This window comes from Halolamina pelagica, from assembly GCF_900115675.1.
Lineage (GTDB): Archaea > Halobacteriota > Halobacteria > Halobacteriales > Haloferacaceae > Halolamina > Halolamina pelagica.
The window spans coordinates 25,912-51,276 of the sequence record NZ_FOXI01000007.1 but is presented as its reverse complement, the minus strand read 5'-3'; the positions used below and the strand labels follow the sequence as shown (position 1 = coordinate 51,276).

The window sequence follows — 25,365 nt, the reverse complement described above, 5'->3', positions numbered from 1 at the left end:
GGCCGAGGTGCGGCGTCCCGGCGTAAGGGGGTTCCGTTGTCAGGGCAGCGCGGCGACGACCGCCGCGACGGCGGTGCCGCTCTCCTCGACGGTGCCGGTCGCGACGAGGTACAGCGAGAGGAAGATGATCGCGTTGTACGTGCCGTGGACCAGGATGGGGACGACGAGGTTCCGGGTGTACTCGTAGATCCCGCCGAGGATCAGGCTCGGGCCCATCAGGACGCCGACGGTCACCAGTATCGCCGACGGGTCGGCGGCGACCAGCGAGCCGACGTGGATCGCGGCGAAGATGGCGCTGGCGATGATCACGCCCGGCACCGGCGAGAACGCCTCGCGGATGCGGTTCTGGACGACGCCCCGGAAGAGCAGTTCCTCGCCCGGGCCGATCAGGAGGTACGCGCCCGGCAGGAGGTACAGCACGATCTCGGGGTTCTGCATCGCCATGTCGGCGACCTGGTTCTCGGCGGCCTCGGTCCCGGTCGCGGAGAGCAGTTGGCTCACGGCGATCAGGTAGACGAACGAGAGCACGAGCGCGCCGATCACGATCCCGAACTCCGTGATCGAGGGGAGCCGGAGGCCGATCGACCGGACGGGGATCCCGCGGTTGCGGAGGTAGAGGTAGCCGACGCCGAGGAAGGCGACGCCCTGCGTGAGCAGCAGCGAGAGCACGATGCTGAGGACGGGCGTGATCGTCACGCCGAGGGCGCCGAGGAGGAAGGCACTCAGCAGCACGAGCACCAGCGCCGCGGCGATGCCGGCGATGCCGACGCCGACGCCGACGCCGACCGCACGGAGACGGGAGTTCATACGGCAACACCGACGCCCTCGCCCAAAGTCGTTGCCCTCGTCAGTCGAGTTCGTGGCGAGCAACCGCCAGCGCCGCCCGGCCGTCGCGGATCTCGCCGTCGCGAACTGCCGCCACGAGGTCGTCGTAGCCGACCGTCAGGGTGCGGATGCTCTCGTCGTCGTCGAGGTCCTGTTCGGCCGCCGGCTCACACCCGTGGGCGACGAACGTGTGGTGCGTCGAGTTCGCGATGCCGTTGACCGGTTCGGTCGTACAGAGGTGGGCCATCGAGTCGGCGACGTAGCCCGTCTCCTCCCGGAGTTCCCGACGGGCGGCGGCTTCGAGGTCGTCCTCGTCGGGTTCGACGCCGCCGGCGGGGAGGCCACGGTTGACCCGGCCGACCGCCTGCCGCCACTCCTCGATCAGTACCACCTCGTCGTCGCCCGGGAGGAACGGGAGGACGACCACGGTCTCGACCTCCTCGACGGAGTGGTAGTCGGTCACGCTGCCGTCGGGGAGCGCAACGTCGTCGCGGCGGACGGCGAAGCCGGGACAGCGGTAGTCGATCTCGGAGTCGAGCGTCTCCCACGCGAGGTCGTCGGTCATGGGCGGGAGGGCGTCCCGGCCGCGCAAAAACGGGTCGGTCCGATCGCGGCGTCGTCGACGCTACCGCGACCGCCAGAGGTCCCGGGCGCCGACGCCGGCGACGCCGACCGAGACGAGCGTCAGTCCGAGTTGGGCGCCGTTGAACCAGAACGGCAGCCACGGGAACACGCCGGGCAGCAGCGCCGCGGCGTCCGAGAGCAGCGGGATGCCGCCGCCTGCGCCTTGGTTCGGCGACTCGCCGACGTACCACTCGCCCTCGGGCGGTTCGCCGTAGGGCTCGCGGTCGGCCTCGTAGGGGATGCGCTCGGTCGAGATGGACCAGACGACCGTGCCGTTGGGCGTGATCTCGAAGACGCGCGTGTTGAGCGTGTCCGTCACCAGCGTGTTGCCGTTCGCGAGGCGGTCGGCGTCGCGGGGCCAGTCGAGTTCGATGCCGCCGGCGCGTTCGAGCGTCCACGCGACCTCCCACTCGCCGTCGTCGCGGTGGAGTTCGACGACGCGGTCGTTGTCGCTGTCGGCGACGAGGACGGCCGCCTCGCCGTCGCCGGTCGGATCGCCGCCCAGCCACTGCGGGTTGTGCTGGTGGTCGAGCACTTCGGGGTCGCCACAGCGCACGTCGCCGTCGCCGTCGGTGTCGGCGAGCTGGCCGTCGTGGGTGCAGGCGCCGTCGTCGCCGCCGCGGTCCGCGTTGATCGTCTCGACGACCCCGTCCTGGCGGTCGATCACGAGGATCTGGTTGGCGTTGCGGACCGAGACGAGGAACTGGTCGTCGCCGATCACGTCCACGTCGTTGATGTGGAGCCAGTCGATTCGGGTGGGATCCTCGGGGGCGTCGTAGTAGCTGCTGGCGTTCCACTCCCAGACCACGTCGTCGTTTTTCACCACCAACAGGCGCTCGCCGTCCATGTCGGTCATCAGGAACTCGCCGCCACCGAGTTGCTCGACGTCGTGGACCTCGCTGTTGCTGCTGCTCCGAACCGGGAAGGAGTACTCGTACTCGATCGACTCGGTCTCGGGATCGAGGATGCGGAAGCCGGTGTGGGTACAGGGCGACTCGTAGGGGCCACAGTCCTCGTAGCCGCCGTCCATGAACCCGGCCATCACGCTGCCGTTGTCGAGTTCGGTCACGTCGAAGTAGCTGTCCGTGTCGTCGAGGCGCCACGCCAGGTCGTTGCCCTCGTAGGCGGCGACGCTGCCGTACTGGTGCCAGCCCACGCCGCCGCCCTGGATCCCGACCAGGGTTCGGCGTTCGTCGTCGGTGCCGGCCACGGCGGTGTCGGGTGCGAGCGCCGCGCTCGCACCCATCGTCACGAGGAGGAGGGCGACGGCGCCGACCACGAGGACGGCGCCGCGTGTCTTCGTGTCCATTACCGTACTCTCGATAGGCGCCGGGGGATAACGTTTGCGAGGAAGCGGGACGTACGAGGGAGTCCCGCGTTCGCCGCGCTCAGGCGGTGGCGGCGGCGCGGAACGCCTCGTCGACGGCGTCCAGCGTCTCCGAGAGCGAGCCCGAGTTGTCGACGACGACGTGGTCGTCGCGTTCGATGGGTTCGAACTCCGCCTTGAGCTGGTTGTACACCGAGAAGTCGGCGTCGCTCTCGTCGTCCTCGTGGCGCTGGCGCTCGCGGATGCGCTCGCGGACGACCGACTCCGCACACGTGACGCGGACGAGTCGGTGTTCGGTGTCGGTCTCGGCGGCGACCGTGGCCGCGCGCTCGCGGCGCTCTCGTCGCCGGAACGTGGCGTCGAGGACGACGTGCTCGTCCTCGTCGAGTCGGTCACGCGCCCGCTCGAACAGTTCGTCGTACACCGCTTCGGACTCTGAGGCCGCGTACGTCGGCTCGGGGAACAGTTCCTTCCGCACCACGTCGGTCCGCAGCAGGCGCGCCGGGAGCAGCTCGGCGATGCGCTCGGCCACCGTCGATTTGCCGGTGCCGGGGAGCCCGCAGACCAGGACGAGCATTCGGTCCGAGAACCGTGGGGAGCGCACTAATAGTCAGCGCTTCGGGGGTGGTGGAGAACGCTGCGACGGTACTGCGAGCCGTGAGGTCGATGGAGACCACGCCGCCGACCGCTCGCTCACGCTGACGGGGTTACCGGAACGCCGGGGGCTCGTCGATGCAGAATGCGGGAAGTGGGCCGGCGCGAACGTCGAACGCCGCGGGACTCGCTACGCTCGTCCCGCGTGCCCGAATTCGCTTGGCGACACGACTTCCCGCACTCGGAACGCCTCGCTGTCGCTCGGCGTTCGGTGAGTGCGGGAAAGGTAGTGGGCCGGCGCGAATTCGAATCGCGGTTACGGCCACCCGAAGGCCGAAGGATACCAAGCTACCCCACCGGCCCGCAGGCGAAACGACGGACCCGTCGAGGTTAAGGGTTACCATTCAGTGCCCGGCGAGGGCGTCGACGCCGCCCGATCAGGCGTAATCGAAGCCCGAGTCGTCGTCGAGCCGCTCGACGCCGTCGTCCTCCGTCTCGGTCGTCGTCGCCGCCGACTCGCCCGAGAGCTGCTGGTAGGCCGCGACCAGCACCGCGATCGAGAAGATGCTCACGAACCCGGAGACGACGTAGTTCAGCACCGTCCCCACCATCGGACTCACGAACGCCACGACGGCGGTGGGGATGCTGGCCAGCAGGCTGATCACGAACAGCACCACGCCCAGGCCGAACAGCGGGAACCGGTTCCCCTTCGCCAGCGACCAACTCGAGGAGAGCGCCTCGAAGGGCCCCTCGCCCTCGACGGCGACGAACACCTGCGTGAAGATCAGGCTCACGAGGAGGAACAGGCCGGGGATGATCAGCAGGACGAAGCCGAGCCCGATCGCGATCCCCTGCACGATCAGCGCGATCACGAGGAACACCCACGTCTTCAGCATGTCGTCGGCGACCCCGGCGGGGATCGAGCCGAGCTCGGCGGCGTCGTGGGTGACCGCCCGCAGCACCACGACCGTCAGCGCGACGTTGAGGATCCCGCCCAGCGTCGCCAGCGCGGCGCCGCCGGCGACGCCGATCGGGAGCGCCAGCGTCGGCGTCGCCATCCCCGAGGTTCCCGCGGGGGTCTCGACGGTGGCGATCGCCGAGTTGGTCCCGAGTGCGGTCAGGAACTGGAGGGCGATGTAGACAACGGCCAACTGGATCCCGGCCGTCGTCGTCAACTTCTCCGCGCCGGTCGAGAGGGCGTCGCCGATGTTCAGGGACATGACAGTCTGTGGCGAGAGATAGTTAAAAACGGTTTTGATAGCGGTACGCTACCACCGCCGCCCCGGCTGGCGTCGACGCCCGGCCGCGCCGGTGACGCGAGCACGGAATTACTTATGTGACCGGCCAGTAGCCACTCCCGATGGAAGAGGAGCAGCCCCAATCACTCCCGACCGAACTGGATCGCTGGCTCGACGATCGGGCCGCTGAGACCGGCCGGGAACGGGGCGAGGTGCTCGCTCGCGCCGTCGCGACCCACCGAGTTCTCACCGACGCCGAGGACGCGACGGACGTGCCGCCGCTGGAGCAGCAGCTCGCGGAGCTCGCCGACCGGATCGACGAGCTGGAGGGGGAGACCGACGACCGGATCGAGGACGTGCGGGACCGGGTCGTTCAGGTGATGCAGGTCGCCCAGTCGCGGGCGAAAGCCGACCACGACCACCCCGACCTCGCCGACCGGATCGACGAGGTCGAGCGCGCCGAGGCCGACGAGATCGCCATCCTCCGCCGGGCGCTCGCGTCCCTCGACCGGCGGGTCGAGGGCGGGTTCGACAACTACGAGGCGGTGCTCGCCTCGCTGGCCGACCGCGCCGACGACGCCGAGGGGAAACTCGACCGGCTCGCGAGCGCGGTGGTCGACCTGCGAAAGCGGGTCACCGAACTCGAGGCCGCCGACGCCCGGCGCGAGGCCGTCGAGGAGTTACAGGCCGACGCCAACCGCCGAAACGTCGGGACGGCCGACTGCGAGAACTGCGGCAAGCGGGTCCACGTGGGCCTGCTGTCGGAGCCACGCTGCCCCCACTGCGGGGAGTCGTTCGTCGACGTGGAGCCCGGCAGCCGGTTCCTCGGCTCGGCGACGCTCGTGACCGGCGACCAGCCGGCGCTGACGGGCGAGTCGTTCGACCCCGCGCCAGCCGAGGAGGTGTTCTCCGACGATGGGTGAGGACCGCGAAGCGAACGGCGAGGGGGTCCCCGAGGAGTACGCCGGAGCCGACCGGGAGGCGCACGACACCGCCGAGGACAACGACACTAGCGAGTACGAGGGAGCCGACGACGCCGAGGGGGACGTCCCGCTCTCGGCGCTTCGCGAGCGCATCGAGGCCGAGCGCGAGGCGGCCGCCGACACGGACGCCGACCCGTTCGCGGGGGTCGACGAGGGCGAGCCCGTCAGCGAAGCCGAGGCCACGGAGCTGTTCGAGGAGGTCGAGGTCGGCGACATCGACGCCGAGGCGGTCTGGGACGCCGTCGTCGAGGGCGACGCCGAGGTTACGGACCTGCTGGGCGAGGAGCCGGGCGTCGAACCGACGGTCGAGCCGACCGGGACGCCCGACGAGCACGTCGTCGACAAGCGGGAGTACTGCCAGCGGTGTGAGTTCTTCGCTGAGCCGCCGGCCGCGACCTGCACCAACGAGGGCACCGAGATCGTCGAACTCGTCGACGACGGCCACTTCCGGGTGCGGGGCTGTCCGAAGGTCGCCGCCGACGACGAGGCGCTGCCGGGGTTCGTCAGCGAGGAGTGAACAGGCTTTCCCGCGCGGCCCCCCGTGCTCCGGTATGCAGTTCTGCGACGACTGCGGCTCGATGATGGTCGCGGAGGGCGACCGGATGGTCTGCACCGAGTGCGACGCCAGCCAGCCCCGCGACGAGGCGGCCGAGGAAGCGTTCGTCTCCACCGACGAACAGACCCACGGCGACCTGATCGAGGCCGACGACGAGGCCGAGTACGAGGGCAAACCAACGGCCTCGGACGTGACCTGCGAGGAGTGTGGCCACGGCGAGGCGTGGTACGAGATCCGCCAGACCGCCTCCGCCGACGAGCCCCCGACCCGGTTCCTGCGCTGCAAGGAGTGCGACAACACCTGGCGCGAGTACAACTGAACCGGCGGCACGCTTTTCTCCCGGCCGGTCGACTTTCGGCGTAATGCCCCTCCAGGATCGGTTCGAACGGTGGCACCTCCTCCTCTTCGCAGCGTTTCTGGTGGGGGCTGGCGGCTCGCTATCCGGTGCGACGGCGATCCACGTCCCGGCGCTGCTCGCCGCCGTCCTCAGCGGCCTGCTCTGGGCGTTCGCCGTCTACGTCTTCGTCGCCACGTTCCGGAACTACGTCGCGAGCTACGCCGAGACCGGCGGCTCGCTGTGGAGTCCCCGCTTTCTCGCGCCGTTCGCCGTCGGCGCCGTCGCCGCGGTCGGGATCTACGTCTGGGAACCGATCGAGCGGGCGTCGACCGGCGCGCTGGTCGCCGACGCGCTCACGGTCGGCTTCTGGGCGTTCGTGCTCACGATGGTCCTGAGCCTCACCGGGAGCTACGTCGTCGCGGGCTACCGCGAAGGGGCGCAGTAGCTCAGAGCGAGTCCAGCAGGAACTCGCCGAGAGCGTCGCCTGCCTCTTCGATCCGTCCGACGAAGAGGTGGCCCGCCGACAGCCCCGTCGTCGGCCAGCCGAGCTCCTCGGCGCGCTCCACGACCGGCTCCCAGTCCGCGATGTCGTCGCGCTCGCCGTAGACGACCGTCGCGGGGGCGTCGATGCGCGCCATCGCGGGGAGCGCGTGCAGGTCGTCGTTCAGCCGACTCGGCGGCGCGAGCGCGGCGACGGCGGCGAGATCCGGCGTCGCGGCCGCGGTGCCGTCGACGGCGGTCCCCGCCGCCGCGAGCAGGGTGAGACAGCCCCCGAAGCTGAACCCCGTCAGCCCGACCGTCTCGTAGCGTTCGCTCGCCCACTCGATCGCGGCGTAGGTGTCGCCGAGTTCGCCGTACCCCTCGTCCCAGTCGCCGTAGTCGAAGCGCAGGCAGTCGACGCCGGCCTCGGTCAGGCGGTCGCTGATGGCGACGAGTCGCCCGTCGCCGCGGTGGCCGCGATGCTGTGGGTGGGGCGGGCAGGCGACGACACAGGCGTCGGCTGGGGTGCCTTCGTCGGCGCCCGCCCGACCGTCGCCGGGCGCCGTGTCGAGGCTCGCCCGCACGTCCCGCGCGCTCGGGACGACGACCGGTTCGCTGTCGCTCATGGCTCCGGGTGGGAGAGCCACTCCAAAGCACCTTCCGCTCGCGGCTACTGGTCACTCGCGGGAGGTTTTAAGGCGCTGACGGCCCCATACACCGGTATGGGAATCCTCTCGCGTGCCTCCTACATCGTGCGGTCGAAGCTGAACTCGGTGCTCAACCGGGCCGAGGACCCGAACGAGACCCTCGACTACTCCTACGAGCAGATGCGCGACCAGCTCCAGGAGGTCAAGCAGGGCATCGCCGACCTCACGACCCAGAAGAAACGGCTGGAGATCCAGAAGCGCCGGCTGGAGGAGAACGTCGAGAAGCACAACGAGCAGGCCCGCGAGGCGGTCCGGCAGGACCGCGACGACCTCGCCCGCGAGGCCTTGGAGAAGAAGAAGTCGAAGATGAACGAGATCGAGGACCTGGAGGCCCAGATCGCCGACCTCCAGCAGTCCCAGGACCGACTCGTCGAGAAGAAGGACGAACTCCAGAGCCAGATCGAGGAGTTCCGCACCCGCAAGGAGACGCTGAAGGCGCGCCACGACGCCGCCGAGGCCGAGACCCGCGTCTCCGAGGCGATGACGGGCGCCGGCGACGAGATGAGCGACGTGACTCGGGCGATCGAACGCTCCGAGGAGCGCACCGAGGAGATGGAGGCCCGCGCGGAGGCGATGGACGAACTCGAGGAGACGGGCGCCTTCGAGAACGCCCTCTCCGACGAGGACCGCATCGACCGCGAACTCGAACAGGGCCGGACCGACGCCGAGGTCGAGTCCGAACTCGCGACGCTGAAGGGCGAACTCGGCGAGGAGGTGGCGGCCAACGGTGCCGACGAACCGAGCGAGGCCGAAACCGAACCCGCCGACGCCGAGACCGGCGCGGATGCCGAGGCCGGCGCGGATGCCGAGGCCGACCCCGAAATCGAGAGCGAACTCGAGGAGCTCCGGGACGAGGAGTGACCCTCCGACAGTTTTCCGGCGGTGAGCGGCCGTGAGCACGCCCGAATCGCCTGGCGAGACCCAGGACACGATCCGGGAGCGTGCGGAGGTAAGCACCGCCAAGCTCTGGTTGTACATGGGCGCGGACCGCCGACTGGTCGCGCTGGGCGTCGTCAGCGCGCTCTTTCTCGGCGTCGTCGCTGGCGGGATCGCCCGCCCGGACTCCGTCTATCCGCTACTCACCGACGGCGACCCGATGGAGACGCTGGCGCAGGCGCTCATCGGGTCGACGGTGACCGGCGTGACACTGGTGCTGACGCTCTCGCAGTTGGTGCTCTCCCAGGAGCAGGGCGCCGTCGGTGACCAGCGCGGCCGGATGGAGGAGGCGACGAGGTTCCGATCGGACGTGGGCGACCTGCTGGAGGACCCCATCAGCCCGACCGAGCCGTCGGCGTTTCTCCGGTCGCTCGTGGGCGCGACCGAGCAGCGCGCCGAGGACGTGGCGTCGGCCGTCGAGGACCTCGAGGACGACGAACTCCGCGGCCGGATCATCGAGTTCGTCGACGCCATCCGGGAGAACAGCGAGGGGGTGCGTTCGGACCTCGAGGGCGCCCGATTCGGCGAGTTCGAGGTCATCTCGGCGGCGCTGAACTTCAACTACTCCTGGAAGCTCTACACCGCGAACCGGCTCCAGGTCGAGTACGCAGATAGCTTGAGCGACCAGGCGAGCGACCGGCTGGCGGCGCTGGCGAGCGTGCTCGAACTGTTCGGCCCCGCCCGCGAGCACTTCAAGACGCTCTACTTCCAGTGGGAGTTGATCGACCTCTCGCGCAGCATCCTCTGGACGTCGCTGCCGTCGTTGTTGGTGTCGACGTGGGCGCTACTGTTCTTCGACCCGGCCCCGGGCGGCGTCGCCGGCGTCCCGTTCGCGCTGCTGCAGGCCGCGGCCGTCGTCGCCGTCGCGCTGCTGCCGTTCGCGGTGCTGCTCTCGTACATCCTCCGGATCGTCACCGTCACCAAGCGCACGCTCTCCATCGGCCCGTTCATCCTCCGGGAGACGGACCGGGACGTGGCGCTCGAGGAGTGATCGCGGCTCACTCCCCCGAGAGCGTCCGGACGCCGACGGACCGCGGGAGGCGAGCCCGAGGATACAGCCGTCGAAGACGGCGACGAGCCCCCAGTGGCGCACGGGTTTGGGGCGGTCCGTCCCGGCGGCCACAGCCGGATATCCGTCGCGAGCGTCGCCAGCAGGCTCGCGATGGTCACCGCTGCTGCCGTCGCGCCAACCCCGAACGGGACCGCCGGTGGCGCCGCCATCTCGGTACTGGTCGCGTTCGACACCGGAAATAGCTACAGGTCGGCGGGATGACCGCGCGAACCGACTACTCCGTTCGCGCGCCGGTGCCGGGCAGCCCCAGTTCCGCCAGCCGCATCTCTCCCGCGACGAGGTCGACGCCAGCGTAGGGATCGGAGTCGAGCAGCAGCGAGCCGTCGAGGTCGGCGTAGTCCAGCAGCGGGCCGAGGTGGACCCCCGCGGCGATGCTGGCGTTGCTCTCGATCATGCAGCCGAGCATCACTTCCAGCCCCTCGGCGCGGGCGGCGTGGACCATCCGTTTCGCCTCCAGCAGGCCGCCACACTTCATCAGCTTCAGGTTCGCGATATCGCACTTGTCAGCGATCTCGGGGACGTCCTCGAGCGTGATGCAGGACTCGTCGGCGGCGATGGGGAGCTCGCTCCGCTCGTAGGCGAACTTGAGCCCCTCGGGGTCCTCGGCGGGCACGGGCTGTTCGATGAACTCCACGTCGTGCTCGGCGAGCCAGCGGGAGTTCTGGACGGTCTCGCGGGGCGTCCACGCCTCGTTGGCGTCGACGCGCAGCGTCGCCTCGGGCGCCTCCTCGCGGATCGCCTCGATGATCTCCCGGTCGCGGTCGGTGCCGAGTTTGACCTTCAGCGTCGAGTAGCCGGCGTCGACGGCGTCGGCGGTCTTCTCGCGGATGCGCCCGGTCGTGTCGAGGCCGATCGTGAACGAACTCGTCGGCGTCTCGCTGGGGTCGAGCCCCCACATCCGGTAGAGCGGCAGCCCGGTGCGCTTGGCCGCGAGGTCGTGCAGCGCGATCGAGACCGCACACCGCGCCGCGGGGTTGCGTTCGACGGTGTGGCGCATGCGCTCCTCGATGGTCGTCAGCGCGTGGGGGTCGCCCACCTCCTCGACCACGTCGAGCAGGTCCGGCAGGACCGCCTCGACCGTATCCGCCGTCTCGCCGTAGTGCGACGAGGGCGCGGCGCCGCCGACGCCCGTCATCCCGCCCTCGTCGGTGATCTTGACGATCACGTTCTCGGCGGTCTCCTGGGTGCCCCGCGAGATGGTGAACGCGTTCGCCAGCGGGAGCGAGACGCGCTCGAACTCGGTGTCGAGGCTCATCGCTCCCCCACGATCTCGTCGACGATCTCCGCGGGATCGAACCGGACGGGGTCGGTGGCGGCGCCGCCGAGCTCGTCGCCGAACGCCTCGACGGCCTCCCGGGCCGCGTCGTCGTCGTCGATCTCCTTCGTGTTGAGCGCGCCGGCGACGACCTCGGCCTCGTGGACCGGCGCCGCGAGCGACTCGTAGAGGTCGACGTACTCCGGGATCGGCGGCAGCTCGGTGTCCTCGTAGCCGTGGACGACCTCGCGGCCGGCCTCGTGACAGAGCACCAGTTTGTCGGCCATCGAGCCGTGCAGGATGCCGCAGGTGACCGCGGAGTAGGCGGGGTGGACGATGCTCCCCTGCCCCTCGACGAACAGCACGTCGTGCTCGTCGCCCTTCTCGAGCAGCATCTCCTCGACGGCGCCGGCGGTGAAGTCCGAGACCACACGGTCCACGGGGTTTCCCCAGCCGGCGATCATGATCCCGGTCTGCCCGGTGGGGACGAAACCGGCGTCGATGCCGGCCTCCCGGGCGGCGTCGACCAGTTCGCAGGTGGCGGTCATCTTCCCGACCGAGCAGTCGGTCCCGACCGTGAGGACGACTTCGGCGTCGATCTCGTCTGACTTCCCCTCCGCGACGCCGATCCCGGGGTGGGGTTCGCGCACGTCGTGGATCTCCGCGCCGTGTTCGGCCGCGAGCGTCGCGAACTCCTCGTCCTCGTTGAGGAAGTAGTGCAGGCCGGCGACCACGTCGACGCCGGCTTCCAGCGCCGCGGTCACGTCCGGGCGCCAGGACTCGTCGAAGCCGCCGCCGATCGGGGCGATGCCGATCAGGAGCGCGTCGACCTCGTCGTCGATCTCCGAAAAGGAGCCGACGATGGGGGCGTCCGGCACGGTGTCGGTGTGGTCGTGGACCCGGCTCCCCGCGGCGTCGCGGTCGATGACGGCGACGGTCTCGTCGTCGCTGTAGCGCATCACGCCGAGTGCGGTCTTCGCGCGGTCGGGGAACTTCTCGTGGGCGAGGATCGCGAGTCGTCGCTGGTCGGGCATGGTGTGGGGATGGAGGAGGGAGGGTATAAATCGGTGGCTCGCGGAAACTCAGAGCCCGCGGACGCCGACGCTCCAGAAGTCCGAGAACGCGTGTTCGAGCGCCGCCTCCGGGTCGCCGGTGGCGTCGACGCGGGCGGTCGCGTCCGCGAGCTCGCGCAGCTCCCCGAGCACGCTGCGCTCGCCGACGACCACCACGCGGTCCGCGTCGGTCGCGCGGTTCTCGATCGACTCGGCGGCCTTCTCGAGGTGGTCGTCGATCTGGTTGTCCCGGCGGCGCTCGAAGCGGTCCTGGGAGAACCCGCCCTTGGAGTGCTCGTCCATCACGTCGCTCTCGAACCCCTCGAACTCGACGCGGTCGCCGTCCTCGTACACCCCGAGGGCGAACGTGTCCGAGCGCACGAGCGCGAAGCAGAGTCGGCCGGTCGGCCGCACCCACGCGGGATCGACGCGGAACCCGTCGTCCCACTCGACGAACGGGTCCGGTTCGATCGGGAGCGAGAGCGCGGCGGCGACGAGGCCGGCGTCGTCGGCACAGACCAGACAGGGCGCGGCCCGCGAGACCAGCGGCGCTCGGTCGCCGAGGGTCTCCCGGACCGGTTCGGGGACCGCATCGTCGTCGTCGACGAACGCGGTCAGTGCGCCCTCGCGCCCGGCGTCGACGCTGCGCAGGCGGTCGGCGACGGCGCCGACGCGGTCGCCGCGGCAGGTCTCCTCGTACCGGAAGGCCAGGTCGAGTTCGGCGTCGCCCTCGGCGCGTTCGAGACGATCCTCGAGTTCGGTGATCCGGTCCTCCAGCCGGTTGACCTCGCGTTCGGCCTCCTGGCGCGCGCTGACGGCGTCGGCGCGGCTCTCCTTGGCTGATTCGGCCCGAGCCTGGAGGCTCTCACACTCCGCTTCGAGTTCGGCGATGCGCTCTTTCAGGTGGCGCCGGCCCAGCAGGCGGTCGAGCATACCGAACCCGCGGGCGGGGAGGGGTTTGTAGCTTCGGGGCTCGGCTTCGCCGCGTCGCCGGGGAGGGCTCAGCCGTCGTCGAGGTGGAGGTGCTGCAGCGTCTCGCGGATGTGGTACCGTACCTCCCGGTTCTCGGCGGCGTCGAGCGCTTCCAGCAGCTGTTCCTCGACCCTGTCGTTCGAGCGTTGACCCGTGGCCATAGCTGGAGAGTTGGAGTACACGGATAAAGTAACGCGGTGCTTGTTGGTCCGTTAGGCGGTGCCTTCGCCCCGACGAGCGGTGCTTACGCGGCGTCCGGCGGCTGCCAGCCGCCGTACTTGAGCAGTTGGCCGGCGCGCTCCGGGCGAGCGAGCAGCACCTCCCGACGCGCGGGCAGGTCGTCGTCGGCCAGCGACTCGGGCACCGTCAGCGTGCCCGTCGGGACCCCCTCCTCGCCCCGGACCGGGAAGTGTGTGCCGTCGAGCTTCATCACGAGCGGGGAGTCGAGCCGCTCGATCCCCTCGCTGTCGCCGTAGAGCTGGCGGTTGACCGCCTCGTGATCCTCGACGTTGAGGGCGGCCTCCGCCGCCCCCGGTTGGACGTACAACACCCCCAGGTAGTAGCCGCTGGAGAACTGCTCGAACATGCTGTGCGTGTCAACCTCTGGCACGGATAGGGATAAGCTTTGCCGGCAACGCTTATGTGGAGCGCAATCAGCGTACTCGCGTCGCTGAGGAGGGTGGAAGATCGCAGAACGGCGGCGGCGCAGTTCGCGGCGGTACACAGTCACGGCGTCGAGGCCCTCAGCCGCGACACGGCGGTCGCGGCGGGTCACGAGCCGCGACTGCCTTCCTCGTCGACGTCGCCGGACTTCGGCCGGCGGGCAGACGAGAGCGCTTATTCGGCGCTCTCGTCGATGTCGACGGACTCGAGCTTCGCCTCGACCTGGGGCTGGTCGTTCCGGTCGGTCGGGACCGAGCCGAGGTCCTCAACCACGTCCATCCCGTCGATGACGCGGCCGAAGACGGCGTGCTTGCCGTCGAGGTGGGGCTGGGCGTCGAGTGTGATGAAGAACTGCGAGCCGTTGGTGTCCGGGCCGGAGTTGGCCATCGAGAGGATCCCGGCGCCGTCGTGGGTCAGGTCCTCGTGGAACTCGTCGTCGAACTGGTAGCCGGGGCCGCCGCGACCGGTCTCGGACGGGTCGCCGCCCTGGATCATGAAGTCGGAGATGATGCGGTGGAAGGCGACGTCGTCGTAGAGGGGGTCGACGCGCTTCTCGCCGTCGTCCTCCCAGGCCTCGCCCTCGGGGCCGATCTCGGCGTCCTCGTAGTCCTCGGCGTGGGTCGCCAGCGTGACGAAGTTCCGCACCGTCGTCGGCGCGCGCTGCTCGAACAGTTCCACGACGATGTCGCCGTGGGTGGTGTGGATCGTCGCGACGGGGTTCTCGGGGTTCTCCATCTCGTCCTCGTAGCTCATGGCGAAGAATCGGGCCGGGCGACGGTTAACCTTGCTGACTCCGGCCGCATCGCGGCGTCGGCGCCGATAGCCGCCTTTACTTACGCCGACCGCGTGGCTCCGGGAACCATGAACGTCGCTGCCGTCGTCGCGGCGCTGGCGGTCGGAATCATCACCGGTGCGCTGTTCACGTTCCTCCGGCTCCCCATCCCGGCGCCGCCGGCGCTGCCGGGTGTCGTCGCCATCGTCGGGATCTACGTGGGCTACTACGTGATGGCGCACCTCGGCTGGGGGTTCGATCTGCTGGACGCGCTGGGGGTCTGAGCGCCCGCGGAAGCGGTGCGGCGTGACATCCTCCGCGCCGTGAACGGCGGGATTCTCTCGCTGAATCAAGATAGCCACCCTCTTAATCCTGCACGCCCTCCCAGGGAGGGGATGCTGCTCACCGGAACCGTCGTCGTCGACGCCGGGACGGTCCTCGAGGACGGCGCCGTCGTCACCTCGGGCGACCGCATCGAGGCCGTCGGGGCCGCCGCGGACCTCCGCGACCGGTTCCCGGGCCACGAGCGCCGCGAGTTCGACATCGTCGCCCCCGGGCTCGTCGGCGCGCACGTCCATTCCGTCCAGTCGCTGGGGCGCGGCGTCGCCGACGACGCGGAACTGCTCGACTGGCTGTTCGACTACGTCCTCCCGATGGAGGCCGACCTCGACGCCGAGGGGATGCGCCTCGCGGCCGACCTCGGCTACCTCGAGTGTCTGGCCTCCGGCACGACCACCGTCGTCGACCATCTCTCGGTCCACCACGCCGGCGAGGCGTTCGCGGCCGCCCGGGAGCGCGGGATCCGGGCCCGGATGGGGAAGGTGCTGATGGACAAGGACTGCCCCGACGGGTTGGAGGAACCCACCGAGCGCGCGCTGCGGGACAGCGAGGCGCTGATCCGGCAGTACCACGACACCGCGAACGGCCGGATCCAGTACGCCGTCACGCCCCGATTTGCGGTCTCCTGTACCGAGGCGTGCCTGCGCGGCGCCCGCGACCTCGCGGACCGCTACGACGGCGTCGTCATCCACACCCACGCCAGCGAGAACGAGGACGAGATCGCGACCGTCGAGTCCGAGACCGGGATGCGCAACGTCCACTGGCTCGACGAGGTGGGCCTGACCGGGGAGGACGTGGTGCTGGCCCACTGCGTCCACACCGACGAGGCCGAGCGCGAGGTGCTCGCGGAGACTGGCACCCACGTCACCCACTGCCCGTCCTCGAACATGAAGCTCGCCTCCGGCGTCGCGCCCGTCGAGGACTACCGGCGCCGGGGGATCAACGTCGCGCTGGGCAACGACGGCCCGCCCTGCAACAACACCCTCGACGCGTTCACCGAGATGCGCCAGGCCAGCCTGCTGGGGAAGGTCAGCGAGACCGACCCCACCGCGATCAGCGCTGAGGCCGCCTTCGAGATGGCGACGGTCAACGGCGCCGACGCCGCGGGCTTCGAGTGCGTCGGCGCGCTCCGAGCGGGCTGGAAGGCCGACGTCGTCGGGCTCACCACCGACACCGAGCGCGCGACGCCGATCCACGATCCCGTCTCGCATCTCGTCTTCGCGGCGCACGGCGACGACGTGCGGTTCACGATGGTCGACGGCCGCGTGCGCTACGCGGGCGGCGAGCACGTCGGCGTCGACGCCGCCGCGATCCGGGAGCGCGCGCAGGCGTACGCCGAGGAACTGTTCGCGGAACAGTGAGGCCGTTCGCAGCGCAGTGATGCGTTCGTGAGTTGGTCGCTGGCAGTCCCCAGCCGCCGCCAACTCCGTCCGCGGTCGATGCCCGGTGCCCCCCGCCAGCGCCCCTCCGAAATCGTTATCCCGAGTCGACGGGGATGGTCGGTATGCCGACGGACCCGCAGCGCTACGACCCCGACCTCGGACGGAAGTTCGTGTTCGTCACCGGCGGGGTGATGTCCGGCCTCGGCAAGGGCATCACCGCCGCGAGCACCGGGCGCCTCCTCTCGAACGCCGGCTTCGACGTGACCGCAGTCAAGATCGACCCCTACCTCAACGTCGACGCCGGGACGATGAACCCCTACCAGCACGGCGAGGTGTACGTGCTGAAGGACGGCGGCGAGGTCGACTTGGACCTCGGGAACTACGAGCGGTTCCTCGGGGTCGACATGACCTCCGACCACAACGTCACCACGGGGAAAGTGTACCAGAACGTCATCGAGAGCGAGCGTGCCGGCGACTACCTGGGCGAGACGGTCCAGGTCATCCCCCACATCACCAACGACATCAAGCGGCGCATCCGCGAGGCCGCGGAGGGAAGCGACGTGTGTCTGGTCGAGATCGGCGGCACCGTCGGGGACATCGAGGGGATGCCCTACCTCGAAGCCCTGCGGCAGTTCGCCCACGAGCAGGACGACGAGGACATCCTCTTCACCCACGTCACGCTGGTCCCCTACTCGAAGAACGGCGAGCAGAAGACCAAGCCGACCCAGCACTCCGTGAAGGAACTCCGCTCGATCGGGCTCCAGCCCGACATCCTCGTCGGGCGCTCGGAGGACGAACTCGACGCCAAGACGAAGGAGAAAATCGCGCTGTTCTGTGACGTGCCCACCGACGCCGTCTTCTCGAACCCCGACGTGGAGGACGTGTATCACGTCCCGCTGATGGTCGAGGAGGAGGGGCTCGACGAGTACGTGATGCAGGAACTCGACTTGCAGGACGAGGCGCTCCCGCCCGAGGAGCGGTCGACGGAGTGGCGCGACCTCGTGACCCGCGAGCGCACCGAGACCGTCGACGTGGCGCTGGTCGGGAAGTACGACCTCGAGGACGCCTACATGTCGGTTCACGAGGCGCTGAAACACGCCGGCATCCAGCGCGGCGTCGAAGTGAACGTCTCGTGGGTCGACGCCGACGACATGGACGACCACCACGCCGACCGGCTGGAGAACGCCGACGGCGTCGTCGTTCCCGGCGGGTTCGGCTCCCGCGGCACCGAGGGGAAGGTCGAGGCGGTGCGGTACGCCCGCGAGAACGACGTCCCCTTCCTGGGGCTCTGTCTGGGCTTCCAGATGGCGGTCATCGAGCACGCCCGCAACGTCGTCGGCCTCGAGGGCGCGGACAGCACCGAGATCGACCCCGACACGCCCCACCCCGTCATCGACCTGCTGCCCGAGCAGTACGAGACCGAGGAGATGGGCGGCACGATGCGGCTGGGGACCCACGAGACCCGGATCGACGAGGGGACGCTCGCGGCGGCGGTGTACGGCGACACGTCCTGCACCGAGCGCCACCGCCACCGCTACGAGGTGAACCCTGAGTACATCCCCCAGCTCGAAGCCGACGGGCTGACGTTCTCGGGGCACGCCGACAACCGTATGGAGATCGTCGAACGCGCCGACCACCCGTACTTCATCGGCACGCAGTTCCATCCGGAGTTCCGCTCCCGCCCCGACCGGGCGAGTCCCCCCTTCGTCGGCCTGCTCGACGCGATCCTGGACGAGACGGGCGACGAAACGGTCGACGAGACGGAGGTGAGCGCCTGATGGTCGACGCCCAGTCGTTCATCGACGAGAAGGTCGAGGAGATCCGCGACGAAGTCGGTGACGGGAAGGCGATCATCGCCCTCTCGGGCGGCGTCGACTCCTCAGTCGCGGCCGCGCTGGCCTACGAGGCCATCGGGGACCGCCTCGTCCCGGTCTACGTCGACACGGGGCTGATGCGGAAAGGCGAGACCGAGAGCATCCGCGAGACGTTCGACTTCATGGACTCGCTGACGGTCGTCGAGGCCGAGGAGCGGTTCCTCGTGGAGCTCGCCGGCGTCACCGACCCCGAGGAGAAGCGCCACGTCATCGGCGAGCAGTTCATCCGCGAGTTCGAACGCGAGGCGCGTGAGGCCGACGCCGACTACCTCGTGCAGGGGACCATCTACCCCGACCGCATCGAGAGCGAGGGGAACATCAAGTCCCACCACAACGTCGGCGGCCTGCCCGAGGCGGTCGACTTCGAGGGGATCGTCGAACCCGTCCGCGACCTCTACAAGGACGAGGTCCGCGAGGTGGCCCGCGAACTCGGTCTGGAGGAGGTTATCTCCGAGCGCATGCCGTTCCCCGGGCCGGGGCTGGCGGTCCGCATCGTCGGCGAAGTGACGAAGGAGAAAGTCGAGGTGGCCCGCGACGCCTGCCACGTCGTCGAGGAGGAGACCGCGGAACACGAGCCCTGGCAGGCCTTCGGGGCCGTGCTCGGGAAGGCGACGGGCGTCAAGGGCGACAACCGCGTCCACGGCTGGGTCGTCGCCGTCCGCTCCGTCGAGAGCCGGGACGGGATGACCGCCCGGGCACAGGAACTCGACTGGGACACGCTCCAGCGCATCCAGAGCCGGATCACCGGGATGAACGAGAACGTCGCGCGGGTGGTGTACGACGTGACGCACAAACCGCCCGCGACCATCGAGTACGAGTGATGCGGGCCATCGTCGCCGGCCCCGACCCGGAGGCCATCGGCGCGGAACTCGAGGCGCTCGGCGTCACGGTCGAGCGCGTGGAGAGCCCCGTCTTCGCTGACGCGCTGGGTGAGGCCGGCATCGAGACGGCGGACCTGTTCGTGCTCACCGACCTCACGGAGGGGATCTCGATCACGCTCGCCAAGGAGGCGAACCCGGACGTGCGGGCGGTCTGTTACGGCGACGGCGAGCTCCCGGAGTCCGTCGGCGGCACCGTCGACCTCGTGGTCGACCCGTCGCTGCTCGACGCCGAGGCGGTCGCCGAGGAACTGGTCGCGGAACGGCAGTAGTCGTCGGCGCGCGAACAGGACGAACCGGTCGTGCCGGGCGGCCGCGCCACCTGTTCTGCCGTGGCGGATCGACGGCACGCTCCCCCGACGCTTAAACCGACTTAATCCGGCTTATTACGGCCTCAAACGGCAAAATCCCCGTTTGTCGCTATCCCCCTTCAAGTGTTCGTAGCTCCTGGCTACGGACGCAATGAACGCAACGAAACTGCTCACGGTGCTGGTGGCGGCGCTGGTCGTCTCCGCAGGTGCGGGGGCGGTCACCGCCCAGACCGACACGAGCGCCGACACGAGCATCGAGGCGAACTACGACGACGGGACAGTGGCGCTCACCGTCACGCAGAACGGGACGGGCGTCGAGAACGTCTCGGTCGAGGCCAACGACGAGGACGTCGGCACGACCGACGCGAACGGTACGCTCACGTTCGACACGAACGCGAGTGACGGTGACGAGCTCGAACTCGAACTCGAGGGCGAGGGGATCGACCACGAGGTCGAGTACGAGATCGAGGACGGCGAACTCGTCCGTGAGTCCGACGAGGACGACGATGACGACGAGCCCGAGCTCGCGGCCGACGTGAGCTACGACAACGGCACCGTCGAGATGACGGTGACTCAGAACGGGACGGGCGTCGAGAACGCGACGGTCGAAGCCAACGACGAGACGGTCGGCACGACCGACGCCAACGGCTCGATCACGTTCGAGACGAACGCGACCGAGGAGCTCGAGATCGAGGTCGAGTCGGGCGAGCAGGAGCTCGAACTCGAGTACGAGATCGAGGACGGTGAGCTCGTCCGCGAGGACGAGGAGGACGATGACGAGTCCGCGCTCGCGGCCGACGTGAGCTACGACAACGGCACCGTCGACCTGACCGTCACGAGGAACGACAGCGCCGTCGAGAACGCGACGGTCGCGGCCAACGGCGAGACGGTCGGCACGACCGACGCCAACGGCTCGCTGACCTTCGAGACGAACGCGACAGAGGAACTCACACTCGAGATCACGTCCGGTGAGGACGAACTCGTACTCGAGTACACGATCGAGGACGGCGAACTCGTCCGCGACGAGGACGACGAGGCCGGTCCCGACGAGAACGCCTCCGACCGCGCGAAGAACGTGTTCGCGGTCATCCAGAACTGGCTCAGCGGTAACCAGGAGGGGAACCTCGGCCAGATGATCCAGGAGCAGCTCGGTAACGGCAACGACGACGCGCCGGGCAACTCCGGCGACGCCCCGGGTAACTCCGACGACGCCCCGGGTAACTCCGACGACGCCCCGGGCAACAGCGACGATGACGAGGGCGACGAGTCGCCGGGTAACTCCGACAAGGCGCCGAACAACGGTGACGACGCTGACGGCGACGACGCCGAGAGCGAGAACGAGGCGTCCGAGAGCGACGACGAAGAGGATGAGGAAGACGAGGAGGACGAGGAAGACGAGGAGGACGACGATGACGACGACGATGAGGACGAGAACCCCGGCGTGGGGAACGGTAACGGCAACAACTAATCGGTAATCTCCCCGCCGACGCTTGCCGCAGTGGGTTTCCAGCCGCCCATCCTCTCGGTGTGGGCTGGAGGAGGCGGCTTTCGGCGTGACGGCGGCGACGCGGACGACTGGGGGTGCCCTCTTGTCAGAGGCGGGGCACCGGGGTGATCTGTCCCAGTCGCGCGCCGTGGCGCACCGGTTCCGTGCGACGCCTTCCACCGGCGTCGCCACTTCTCCGACCGTTCGGTCCCGTAGCCACAGCTACAGCAGCCGTTCGAACGGGAACCGGGGCGGAGACGCCCGTCGGTTTTGTGGCGACTGCCCGCCGGCGTAGCCGGATTTTTCTCCCCCGCGTGCTGAAGGGGTGTATGGACCGACTCCCCGACGTGACGCCCGAACCCGGGACGATCGAGACCCGCGAGCTCGTCGTCGACGACGACGCCCTCGTGAAGGCGTTCTTCCTCGGCCCGGGCGCCGAACTCGACAGCCACGACCACCCCGAGAGCCTGAACGTGTTCCACGTGCTCGCCGGGACGGTCACCGTGATCCAGGAGGACGAGGCGGAACCGATCGTCGCCCCCGGCGTCGTCGCCCACGAGCGCGGCGTCGCCCACGGCGCGCGCAACGACACCGACGACGTGGCCGTCTTCACGGCGACGCTGGCGCCGCTGCCCTGATGGTCCGGTTCGACTACCACACCCATACGAACTACTCGGACGGCCACTTCATCCCGGGGATGGTCCGGGCCGCCGAGGCCGCCGGCCTCGACGGGATCGGCTTCGCCGACCACTGCAACGTGACCGCCGAGGGCGACGCGCGACGGCGCCTCGACGGCCTCGGCTTCGCGCTCGACGAGACGTACCAGCGACGCCGCGAGGGGATCGAGTGGGCCCGGACTGAGACCGACATCGCGGTGTTCGACGCCGTCGAGATGGACTACGTCCCCGGCCGCGAGGCCGACATCGCGTCGTTCCTCGACGAGGCGGGGTTCGACTACGCCGTCGGCAGCGTCCACTCCGTCGACGGCGCGGACGTGCAGTGGGCCGAGAACTTCGTCGGCCTCGACGACGCCGCGCGCCGCGCAGTCGTCGACGGCTACTACGACAACCTGGCCGATCTGGCCGACAGCGAACTGTTCGACATCGCGGCCCACGCCGACCTCGTCGAGCGGACGCCCGAACTCCGGGGGTACTCGACGACCGAGCACTACGAACAGGCCGCCGCCGCGTTCGCGGACTCGGCGACCGTCCCGGAGATCAACGCCGGGCGCGTCCTCGACGACTACGGCGAGTTCCACCCCGCACCCGACCTGCTCGACACCTTCCTCGACCACGGCGTCGAGTTCGTCGTCGGCAGCGACGCCCACCACCCCGAGGAGGTGGGCGGCCGGATCGACGCGCTCGAGCGGCACCTCGACGACTACGGTATCGAGCCGACGACGCTCGACGTGTGAGGCGCCCGGCGGCGTCGGGACGGCCCGCCGCCACCGCAGGGTTGACACGCCCCCGGCCCTGCGGTCGGGGCATGCAGGAGATTCCCCGACTCGGCCTCGGCACGTACGAGAACGACGACCCCGACCAGTGCGCCGACAGCGTCAGCACCGCGCTCGACGCCGGCTACCGCCACGTCGACACCGCCCAGAGCTACGGCAACGAGGCGGCCGTCGGCGACGGGCTCGCCGACAGCGACGTCCCGCGGGAGGACGTGTTCGTCGCGACGAAGCTCGCCACCGGGAACCTCGCGTACGACGATGCCGTCGAGACCGCCCGCGAGAGCGCCGAGCGGCTGGGCGTCGACACGATCGACCTGCTGTACGTCCACTGGCCGATCGACAGCTACGACCCCGAGGGAACGATCGACGCGCTGAACGACCTCCACGCCGACGGCGTCGTCGACGCGGTGGGGCTGTCGAACTTCCGCGTCGACCAGCTCGACGCTGCTCTCGAGCGCCTCGACCCGCTGCTCGCGGCCCACCAGGTCGAGTGCCACCCGATGCTCCCGCAGGACGAGCTTCGCGCCCACGCCGTCGAACACGACTACGCGCTGGTCGCGTACTGCCCGATCGCCCGGAACCAGGTCGCCGACGTCGAGACGATCCAGGAGATCGCCACCAAGCACGACGCCTCGCCCGCGCAGGTGAGCCTCGCGTGGCTGCTCTCGAAGGAGAACGTCGTCGCGATCCCGAAGGCGACCAGCGAGGCACACATCCGGGACAACTGGGCGGCCCGGGAGCTCGACCTCGAGGGCGAGGACCTCGCCGCCATCGACGGGATCGACGAGCGCCACCGCATCGTCGACTTCGACGCGGCGCCGTGGAACCAGTAGCGGCCCGAACCGACACCTCCGCGTTCCTTATCCCCGAGAGCGCACAAGTGGGGCGTATGTGCCTCTCGATGGATCTCCGTTCTCGCGTTCAGGACCGCACGCGACCATCGGTGATGGGCCGATGATGCCCTCGGACACGCCGGGCCGCTGGGACGACGCCCCGGACCCCGCCGAGGCGACGCCGGTCCCGGACGCCGACGCGGTGCCGTTCGACGCCACGGTGCTCCAGCAGGTGGCCCACGGTGACGGGATCCCCCCGCGCGAACTCCCGGAGCTGCTGGGGCGGGTCGACGCCCACCTGATCGACCGCCGTGAGTCGCTCCAGCGGCGGTTCGAGTCGCCCTACAGCGACGAGCGCCGGGAGCTGTTCTTCGTCCCGCCGGACTACTGGGAGGGCGTGGCGTCGGTGCTCTCGCTCTCGCCTGAGGGGAAAAGCACTGTTCAGCGGGCTCACGAGCGCCAGCTGCTCCGCATCGGCGCCGAGACCCGTCGCGGCAGCGAGTTCGACGCCGCGCTGGACATCCGGACCGCGGTCGTCGTCGGTCGGGAGTAGCTACAAGCGTCGTTCGAGGAACTCGCCGATCAGCCCGAACGCGCGCACTTTCTGCTCCACGTCGGAGCTGCCGTGGCCCTCAGCCTCGAGCTCCTCGTACTCGAAGTCGCCGTCCGGGCCCTCCTCCCAGCCGCGATTCCGCAGCGCGTCGCGGAACGTCCGCGCCTGCGAGATCGGGCACCGCGGGTCGTTGACGCCGTGGACGACGAACACCGGCGCCTGCATGTTCCCGACGTGGGTGATCGGCGAGCGATCCCGCCAGAGGTCGGCGTTCTCCTCGGGGTCGCCCAACTGCTGTTCCAGCGTCGCCTTGAAGTGCGGCATCGACTCCTCGTACAGCAGTTCGAGGTCGGTGATGCCGATCCACGCGACGCCGGTCGTCCAGATCTCGGGGTGCATCGTGAGCTGGCAGTACGCCGAGTAGCCGCCGTAGGAGCCGCCGAAGACGGCGAGGCGGTCGGCGTCGACGAACTCGCGGTCGCCCAGCCAGCGCCCGCCGGCGGCGACGTCCTCCTGCTCGGCGCCGCCCCAGTCGCCGAGGATCGCCTGCTGGAACTCCCGGCCGCGACCAACGGAGCCGCGGTAGTTGGGTAACAGCACCGAGTAGCCCTGACTCACGAGGAACTGCGCGTAGAGGTCGAACGACTGCATCGACTGGCCGTGCGGGCCGCCGTGGACCTTCACGACGCCCGGGGTGACCTCGTCCTCGCTCCCGGCCGGCCGGTCCCGCGCGTCGTACAGCAGCGCGCCGATCTCCATGCCGTCCGCGGACTCGTAGGTGACGTACTCGGCGTCGACGAACGCGTCGGGGTCGATGTCGCCGTAATCGGGTTCGATCAGCGTCTCGGTCGCGCCGCCATCGTACGCCAGCAGCGACGCCCGGCTCTCGGGCGTCGTCTGGGTGAACACCGGCCGCCCGTCCGCGAGGAAGTGCTCGCCGCCGGCCAGCGAGGCGACGCCCTCTGCGAGGTCGAGGTCGCGCAGGCCGCCGCCGTCGAGGTCGTAGACGATCGGCTCCCGGCCGGCGCTCTCGCTGCGCAGGACGTACGCCGTCTCGCCGTCCGGGCCGAACGCCTCCGACGACTCCTCGGCGCTGCCGTCGCCCAGCCAGCGCACCGAGTCGGCGTCGAGGTCGTAGACGCCGGCCTGGGTGAAGTCCTCCGCGTCGTCGCGGACCAGCAGGCGCTCGCCGTCGGGGTGCCAGTCGACCGGGTAGCTCTGGGAGCCGGTCTCCCCGAGGTCGAGCCGGCGCGAGTCGCCGGTCTCGAGGTCCAGCACGTACGCGTCCTCGTTCTCCATCGCCTCGGTCTCGTTGGTGGCGTAGGCGATCCGGTCGCCGTCGGGCGAGAAGCTGCCCGCCCGGACCGGCTCGTCGTTCTCGGTGAGCTGCTCGGACGCGCCGGTGTCGGGGTCGAACAGGTAGAGGTTCAGCTGCTCGCCCTCGTCGCTGCCGTACAGCAGCCGGCCGTCGTCGGCCACGTCCTGCAGCGTCGCTTGGCCGGGCGTCTCGACGACCGGTTCGGCGTCGCCGTCGAGGGTGAGCGCCCAGATGTCGTTCTGCTCGTCGCCGGCGTCGTCGAGGTGGAAGAACACGCGGTCGCCGTCGGCGCCCCACGCGATCGGCCAGCGGGCGGCCCGGGGGACCTCGCCGTCGCTGAGCTGCCGGCGCTCGCCGGTTTCGACGTCTTGGACGTACAGTTCGTTGCGACCGGTGCCGTCGTAGTAGAACGCGACCCGTTCGCCGTCCGGCCCCACGCGGGGGTGGTGAAACTCGGGGAGTCGGGCCAGTTCCTCGGGGGTGAACCGTCTCTTGCCTGCGGTGTCGCTGCTCATCGTTTGCGAGTACGCGGGCCGGGAGATAGT

At 69.8% G+C, this 25,365-nt stretch carries 29 protein-coding genes and 1 tRNA gene; 16 read left to right on the top strand and 14 right to left on the bottom strand.

Translation table 11 applies throughout. The annotated features are described in order from the left end of the window. Window positions 1–39 precede the first annotated feature (39 nt). The 6 genes from BMZ83_RS10705 to BMZ83_RS10680 form a co-directional block, all read right to left on the bottom strand. Window positions 40–807, bottom strand: coding sequence for a CPBP family intramembrane glutamic endopeptidase (locus tag BMZ83_RS10705; protein ID WP_074878495.1), 768 nt, complete (start codon window positions 805–807; stop codon window positions 40–42). A gap of 40 nt (window positions 808–847) precedes the next feature. Beyond that, on the bottom strand, window positions 848–1,390 hold the full coding sequence (locus tag BMZ83_RS10700) for an NUDIX hydrolase (RefSeq protein WP_074878493.1): 543 nt from the start codon (window positions 1,388–1,390) through the stop codon (window positions 848–850). A 60-nt stretch (window positions 1,391–1,450) separates the two neighbouring features. Beyond that, the gene (locus BMZ83_RS10695) at window positions 1,451–2,758 is read right to left on the bottom strand and encodes an aryl-sulfate sulfotransferase (protein WP_074878490.1); all 1,308 of its coding nucleotides are present in this window, start codon (window positions 2,756–2,758) and stop codon (window positions 1,451–1,453) included. Between the two features lie 79 nt (window positions 2,759–2,837). Further along, window positions 2,838–3,353, bottom strand: coding sequence for an AAA family ATPase (locus BMZ83_RS10690; protein ID WP_074878488.1), 516 nt, complete (start codon window positions 3,351–3,353; stop codon window positions 2,838–2,840). 307 nt (window positions 3,354–3,660) lie between these two features. Continuing rightward, window positions 3,661–3,733 (bottom strand) — tRNA-Pro (locus tag BMZ83_RS10685). A gap of 74 nt (window positions 3,734–3,807) precedes the next feature. Then, a complete protein-coding gene (locus tag BMZ83_RS10680; RefSeq protein WP_074878486.1) occupies window positions 3,808–4,590 on the bottom strand; it encodes a hypothetical protein in 783 nt (260 codons plus the stop codon). Window positions 4,591–4,730: 140 nt separating this feature from the next. Here BMZ83_RS10680 and BMZ83_RS10675 point away from each other — a divergent pair, with 140 nt between their 5' ends. From BMZ83_RS10675 to BMZ83_RS10660, 4 genes are read left to right on the top strand one after another with little or no spacing between them, the layout of a single operon-like run. Further along, window positions 4,731–5,531 (top strand): hypothetical protein, encoded by an 801-nt coding sequence (locus tag BMZ83_RS10675; protein WP_074878485.1) that lies wholly within the window; start codon window positions 4,731–4,733, stop codon window positions 5,529–5,531. Further along, on the top strand, window positions 5,524–6,108 hold the full coding sequence (locus BMZ83_RS16895; protein WP_074878483.1) for a hypothetical protein: 585 nt from the start codon (window positions 5,524–5,526) through the stop codon (window positions 6,106–6,108). The genes BMZ83_RS10675 and BMZ83_RS16895 overlap by 8 nt, the downstream gene beginning before the upstream one ends. A 34-nt stretch (window positions 6,109–6,142) precedes the next feature. Next, window positions 6,143–6,466, top strand: a complete 324-nt coding sequence (locus BMZ83_RS10665; protein ID WP_074878481.1) for a transcription factor S — start codon at window positions 6,143–6,145, stop codon at window positions 6,464–6,466. A gap of 43 nt (window positions 6,467–6,509) precedes the next feature. Then, on the top strand, window positions 6,510–6,929 hold the full coding sequence (locus tag BMZ83_RS10660) for a hypothetical protein (RefSeq protein ID WP_074878479.1): 420 nt from the start codon (window positions 6,510–6,512) through the stop codon (window positions 6,927–6,929). A 1-nt stretch (window position 6,930) separates the two neighbouring features. Here BMZ83_RS10660 and BMZ83_RS10655 read toward each other — a convergent pair whose 3' ends face one another. Continuing rightward, window positions 6,931–7,590 (bottom strand): dienelactone hydrolase family protein, encoded by a 660-nt coding sequence (locus tag BMZ83_RS10655; RefSeq protein WP_074878478.1) that lies wholly within the window; start codon window positions 7,588–7,590, stop codon window positions 6,931–6,933. Window positions 7,591–7,686: 96 nt separating this feature from the next. Here BMZ83_RS10655 and BMZ83_RS10650 point away from each other — a divergent pair, with 96 nt between their 5' ends. Together BMZ83_RS10650 and BMZ83_RS10645 are read left to right on the top strand one after the other, a co-directional pair. Next, a complete protein-coding gene (locus tag BMZ83_RS10650) occupies window positions 7,687–8,532 on the top strand; it encodes a PspA/IM30 family protein (protein WP_074878475.1) in 846 nt (281 codons plus the stop codon). A 31-nt stretch (window positions 8,533–8,563) separates the two neighbouring features. Then, window positions 8,564–9,598 (top strand): hypothetical protein, encoded by a 1,035-nt coding sequence (locus BMZ83_RS10645; RefSeq protein ID WP_074878473.1) that lies wholly within the window; start codon window positions 8,564–8,566, stop codon window positions 9,596–9,598. Window positions 9,599–9,893: 295 nt separating this feature from the next. Here the strand turns inward: BMZ83_RS10645 and BMZ83_RS10640 are convergent, their stop codons facing one another. The 6 genes from BMZ83_RS10640 to BMZ83_RS10620 form a co-directional block, all read right to left on the bottom strand. Further along, the gene (locus tag BMZ83_RS10640; protein ID WP_074878471.1) at window positions 9,894–10,934 is read right to left on the bottom strand and encodes a dipeptide epimerase; all 1,041 of its coding nucleotides are present in this window, start codon (window positions 10,932–10,934) and stop codon (window positions 9,894–9,896) included. Then, window positions 10,931–11,968 (bottom strand): DUF1611 domain-containing protein, encoded by a 1,038-nt coding sequence (locus tag BMZ83_RS10635; RefSeq protein WP_074878469.1) that lies wholly within the window; start codon window positions 11,966–11,968, stop codon window positions 10,931–10,933. The genes BMZ83_RS10640 and BMZ83_RS10635 overlap by 4 nt, the downstream gene beginning before the upstream one ends. Window positions 11,969–12,016: 48 nt before the next feature. Then, entirely contained in the window at window positions 12,017–12,919 is a 903-nt protein-coding gene (locus BMZ83_RS10630; RefSeq protein ID WP_074878466.1) for a Vms1/Ankzf1 family peptidyl-tRNA hydrolase, read from the bottom strand. Between the two features lie 68 nt (window positions 12,920–12,987). Further along, window positions 12,988–13,119, bottom strand: a complete 132-nt coding sequence (locus tag BMZ83_RS17365; protein WP_255458112.1) for a hypothetical protein — start codon at window positions 13,117–13,119, stop codon at window positions 12,988–12,990. Window positions 13,120–13,202: 83 nt separating this feature from the next. Continuing rightward, a complete protein-coding gene (locus BMZ83_RS10625; RefSeq protein ID WP_074878464.1) occupies window positions 13,203–13,544 on the bottom strand; it encodes a DUF5802 family protein in 342 nt (113 codons plus the stop codon). A gap of 251 nt (window positions 13,545–13,795) precedes the next feature. Continuing rightward, entirely contained in the window at window positions 13,796–14,374 is a 579-nt protein-coding gene (locus BMZ83_RS10620; RefSeq protein ID WP_074878462.1) for a peptidylprolyl isomerase, read from the bottom strand. 108 nt (window positions 14,375–14,482) lie between these two features. Between BMZ83_RS10620 and BMZ83_RS10615 the strand changes: the two genes are divergently transcribed. The 10 genes from BMZ83_RS10615 to BMZ83_RS10570 all read left to right on the top strand — a co-directional run bounded on the left by BMZ83_RS10615 (window position 14,483) and on the right by BMZ83_RS10570 (window position 23,502). Beyond that, window positions 14,483–14,677, top strand: a complete 195-nt coding sequence (locus BMZ83_RS10615) for a XapX domain-containing protein (protein WP_074878460.1) — start codon at window positions 14,483–14,485, stop codon at window positions 14,675–14,677. A gap of 111 nt (window positions 14,678–14,788) precedes the next feature. Then, window positions 14,789–16,093: a 5'-deoxyadenosine deaminase gene (locus BMZ83_RS10610; protein WP_074878459.1), complete on the top strand. Its 1,305-nt coding sequence runs from the start codon at window positions 14,789–14,791 to the stop codon at window positions 16,091–16,093. Window positions 16,094–16,236: 143 nt separating this feature from the next. Continuing rightward, window positions 16,237–17,892, top strand: a complete 1,656-nt coding sequence (locus BMZ83_RS10605; protein WP_074878457.1) for a CTP synthase — start codon at window positions 16,237–16,239, stop codon at window positions 17,890–17,892. Next, a complete protein-coding gene (guaA, locus tag BMZ83_RS10600) occupies window positions 17,892–18,809 on the top strand; it encodes a glutamine-hydrolyzing GMP synthase (RefSeq protein ID WP_074878455.1) in 918 nt (305 codons plus the stop codon). Before BMZ83_RS10605 ends, guaA begins: the two co-directional genes overlap by 1 nt. Continuing rightward, window positions 18,809–19,138: a DUF7126 family protein gene (locus BMZ83_RS10595; RefSeq protein ID WP_074878454.1), complete on the top strand. Its 330-nt coding sequence runs from the start codon at window positions 18,809–18,811 to the stop codon at window positions 19,136–19,138. The genes guaA and BMZ83_RS10595 overlap by 1 nt, the downstream gene beginning before the upstream one ends. 190 nt (window positions 19,139–19,328) lie before the next feature. Beyond that, the gene (locus tag BMZ83_RS16890; protein WP_074878452.1) at window positions 19,329–20,645 is read left to right on the top strand and encodes a hypothetical protein; all 1,317 of its coding nucleotides are present in this window, start codon (window positions 19,329–19,331) and stop codon (window positions 20,643–20,645) included. Between the two features lie 347 nt (window positions 20,646–20,992). After that, window positions 20,993–21,301, top strand: coding sequence for a cupin domain-containing protein (locus tag BMZ83_RS10585; RefSeq protein ID WP_074878451.1), 309 nt, complete (start codon window positions 20,993–20,995; stop codon window positions 21,299–21,301). Beyond that, window positions 21,301–22,077, top strand: coding sequence for a PHP domain-containing protein (locus tag BMZ83_RS10580; protein ID WP_074878449.1), 777 nt, complete (start codon window positions 21,301–21,303; stop codon window positions 22,075–22,077). The genes BMZ83_RS10585 and BMZ83_RS10580 overlap by 1 nt, the downstream gene beginning before the upstream one ends. 71 nt (window positions 22,078–22,148) lie before the next feature. Beyond that, window positions 22,149–22,949 carry an aldo/keto reductase gene (locus BMZ83_RS10575; RefSeq protein ID WP_074878447.1) on the top strand — a complete coding sequence of 267 codons (801 nt, stop codon included), beginning with the start codon at window positions 22,149–22,151 and terminating at the stop codon, window positions 22,947–22,949. A 121-nt stretch (window positions 22,950–23,070) separates the two neighbouring features. Further along, the gene (locus BMZ83_RS10570) at window positions 23,071–23,502 is read left to right on the top strand and encodes a hypothetical protein (RefSeq protein ID WP_079990160.1); all 432 of its coding nucleotides are present in this window, start codon (window positions 23,071–23,073) and stop codon (window positions 23,500–23,502) included. Here the strand turns inward: BMZ83_RS10570 and BMZ83_RS10565 are convergent, their stop codons facing one another. Continuing rightward, window positions 23,503–25,335, bottom strand: a complete 1,833-nt coding sequence (locus BMZ83_RS10565; RefSeq protein ID WP_074878444.1) for a S9 family peptidase — start codon at window positions 25,333–25,335, stop codon at window positions 23,503–23,505. Window positions 25,336–25,365: the final 30 nt, after the last annotated feature.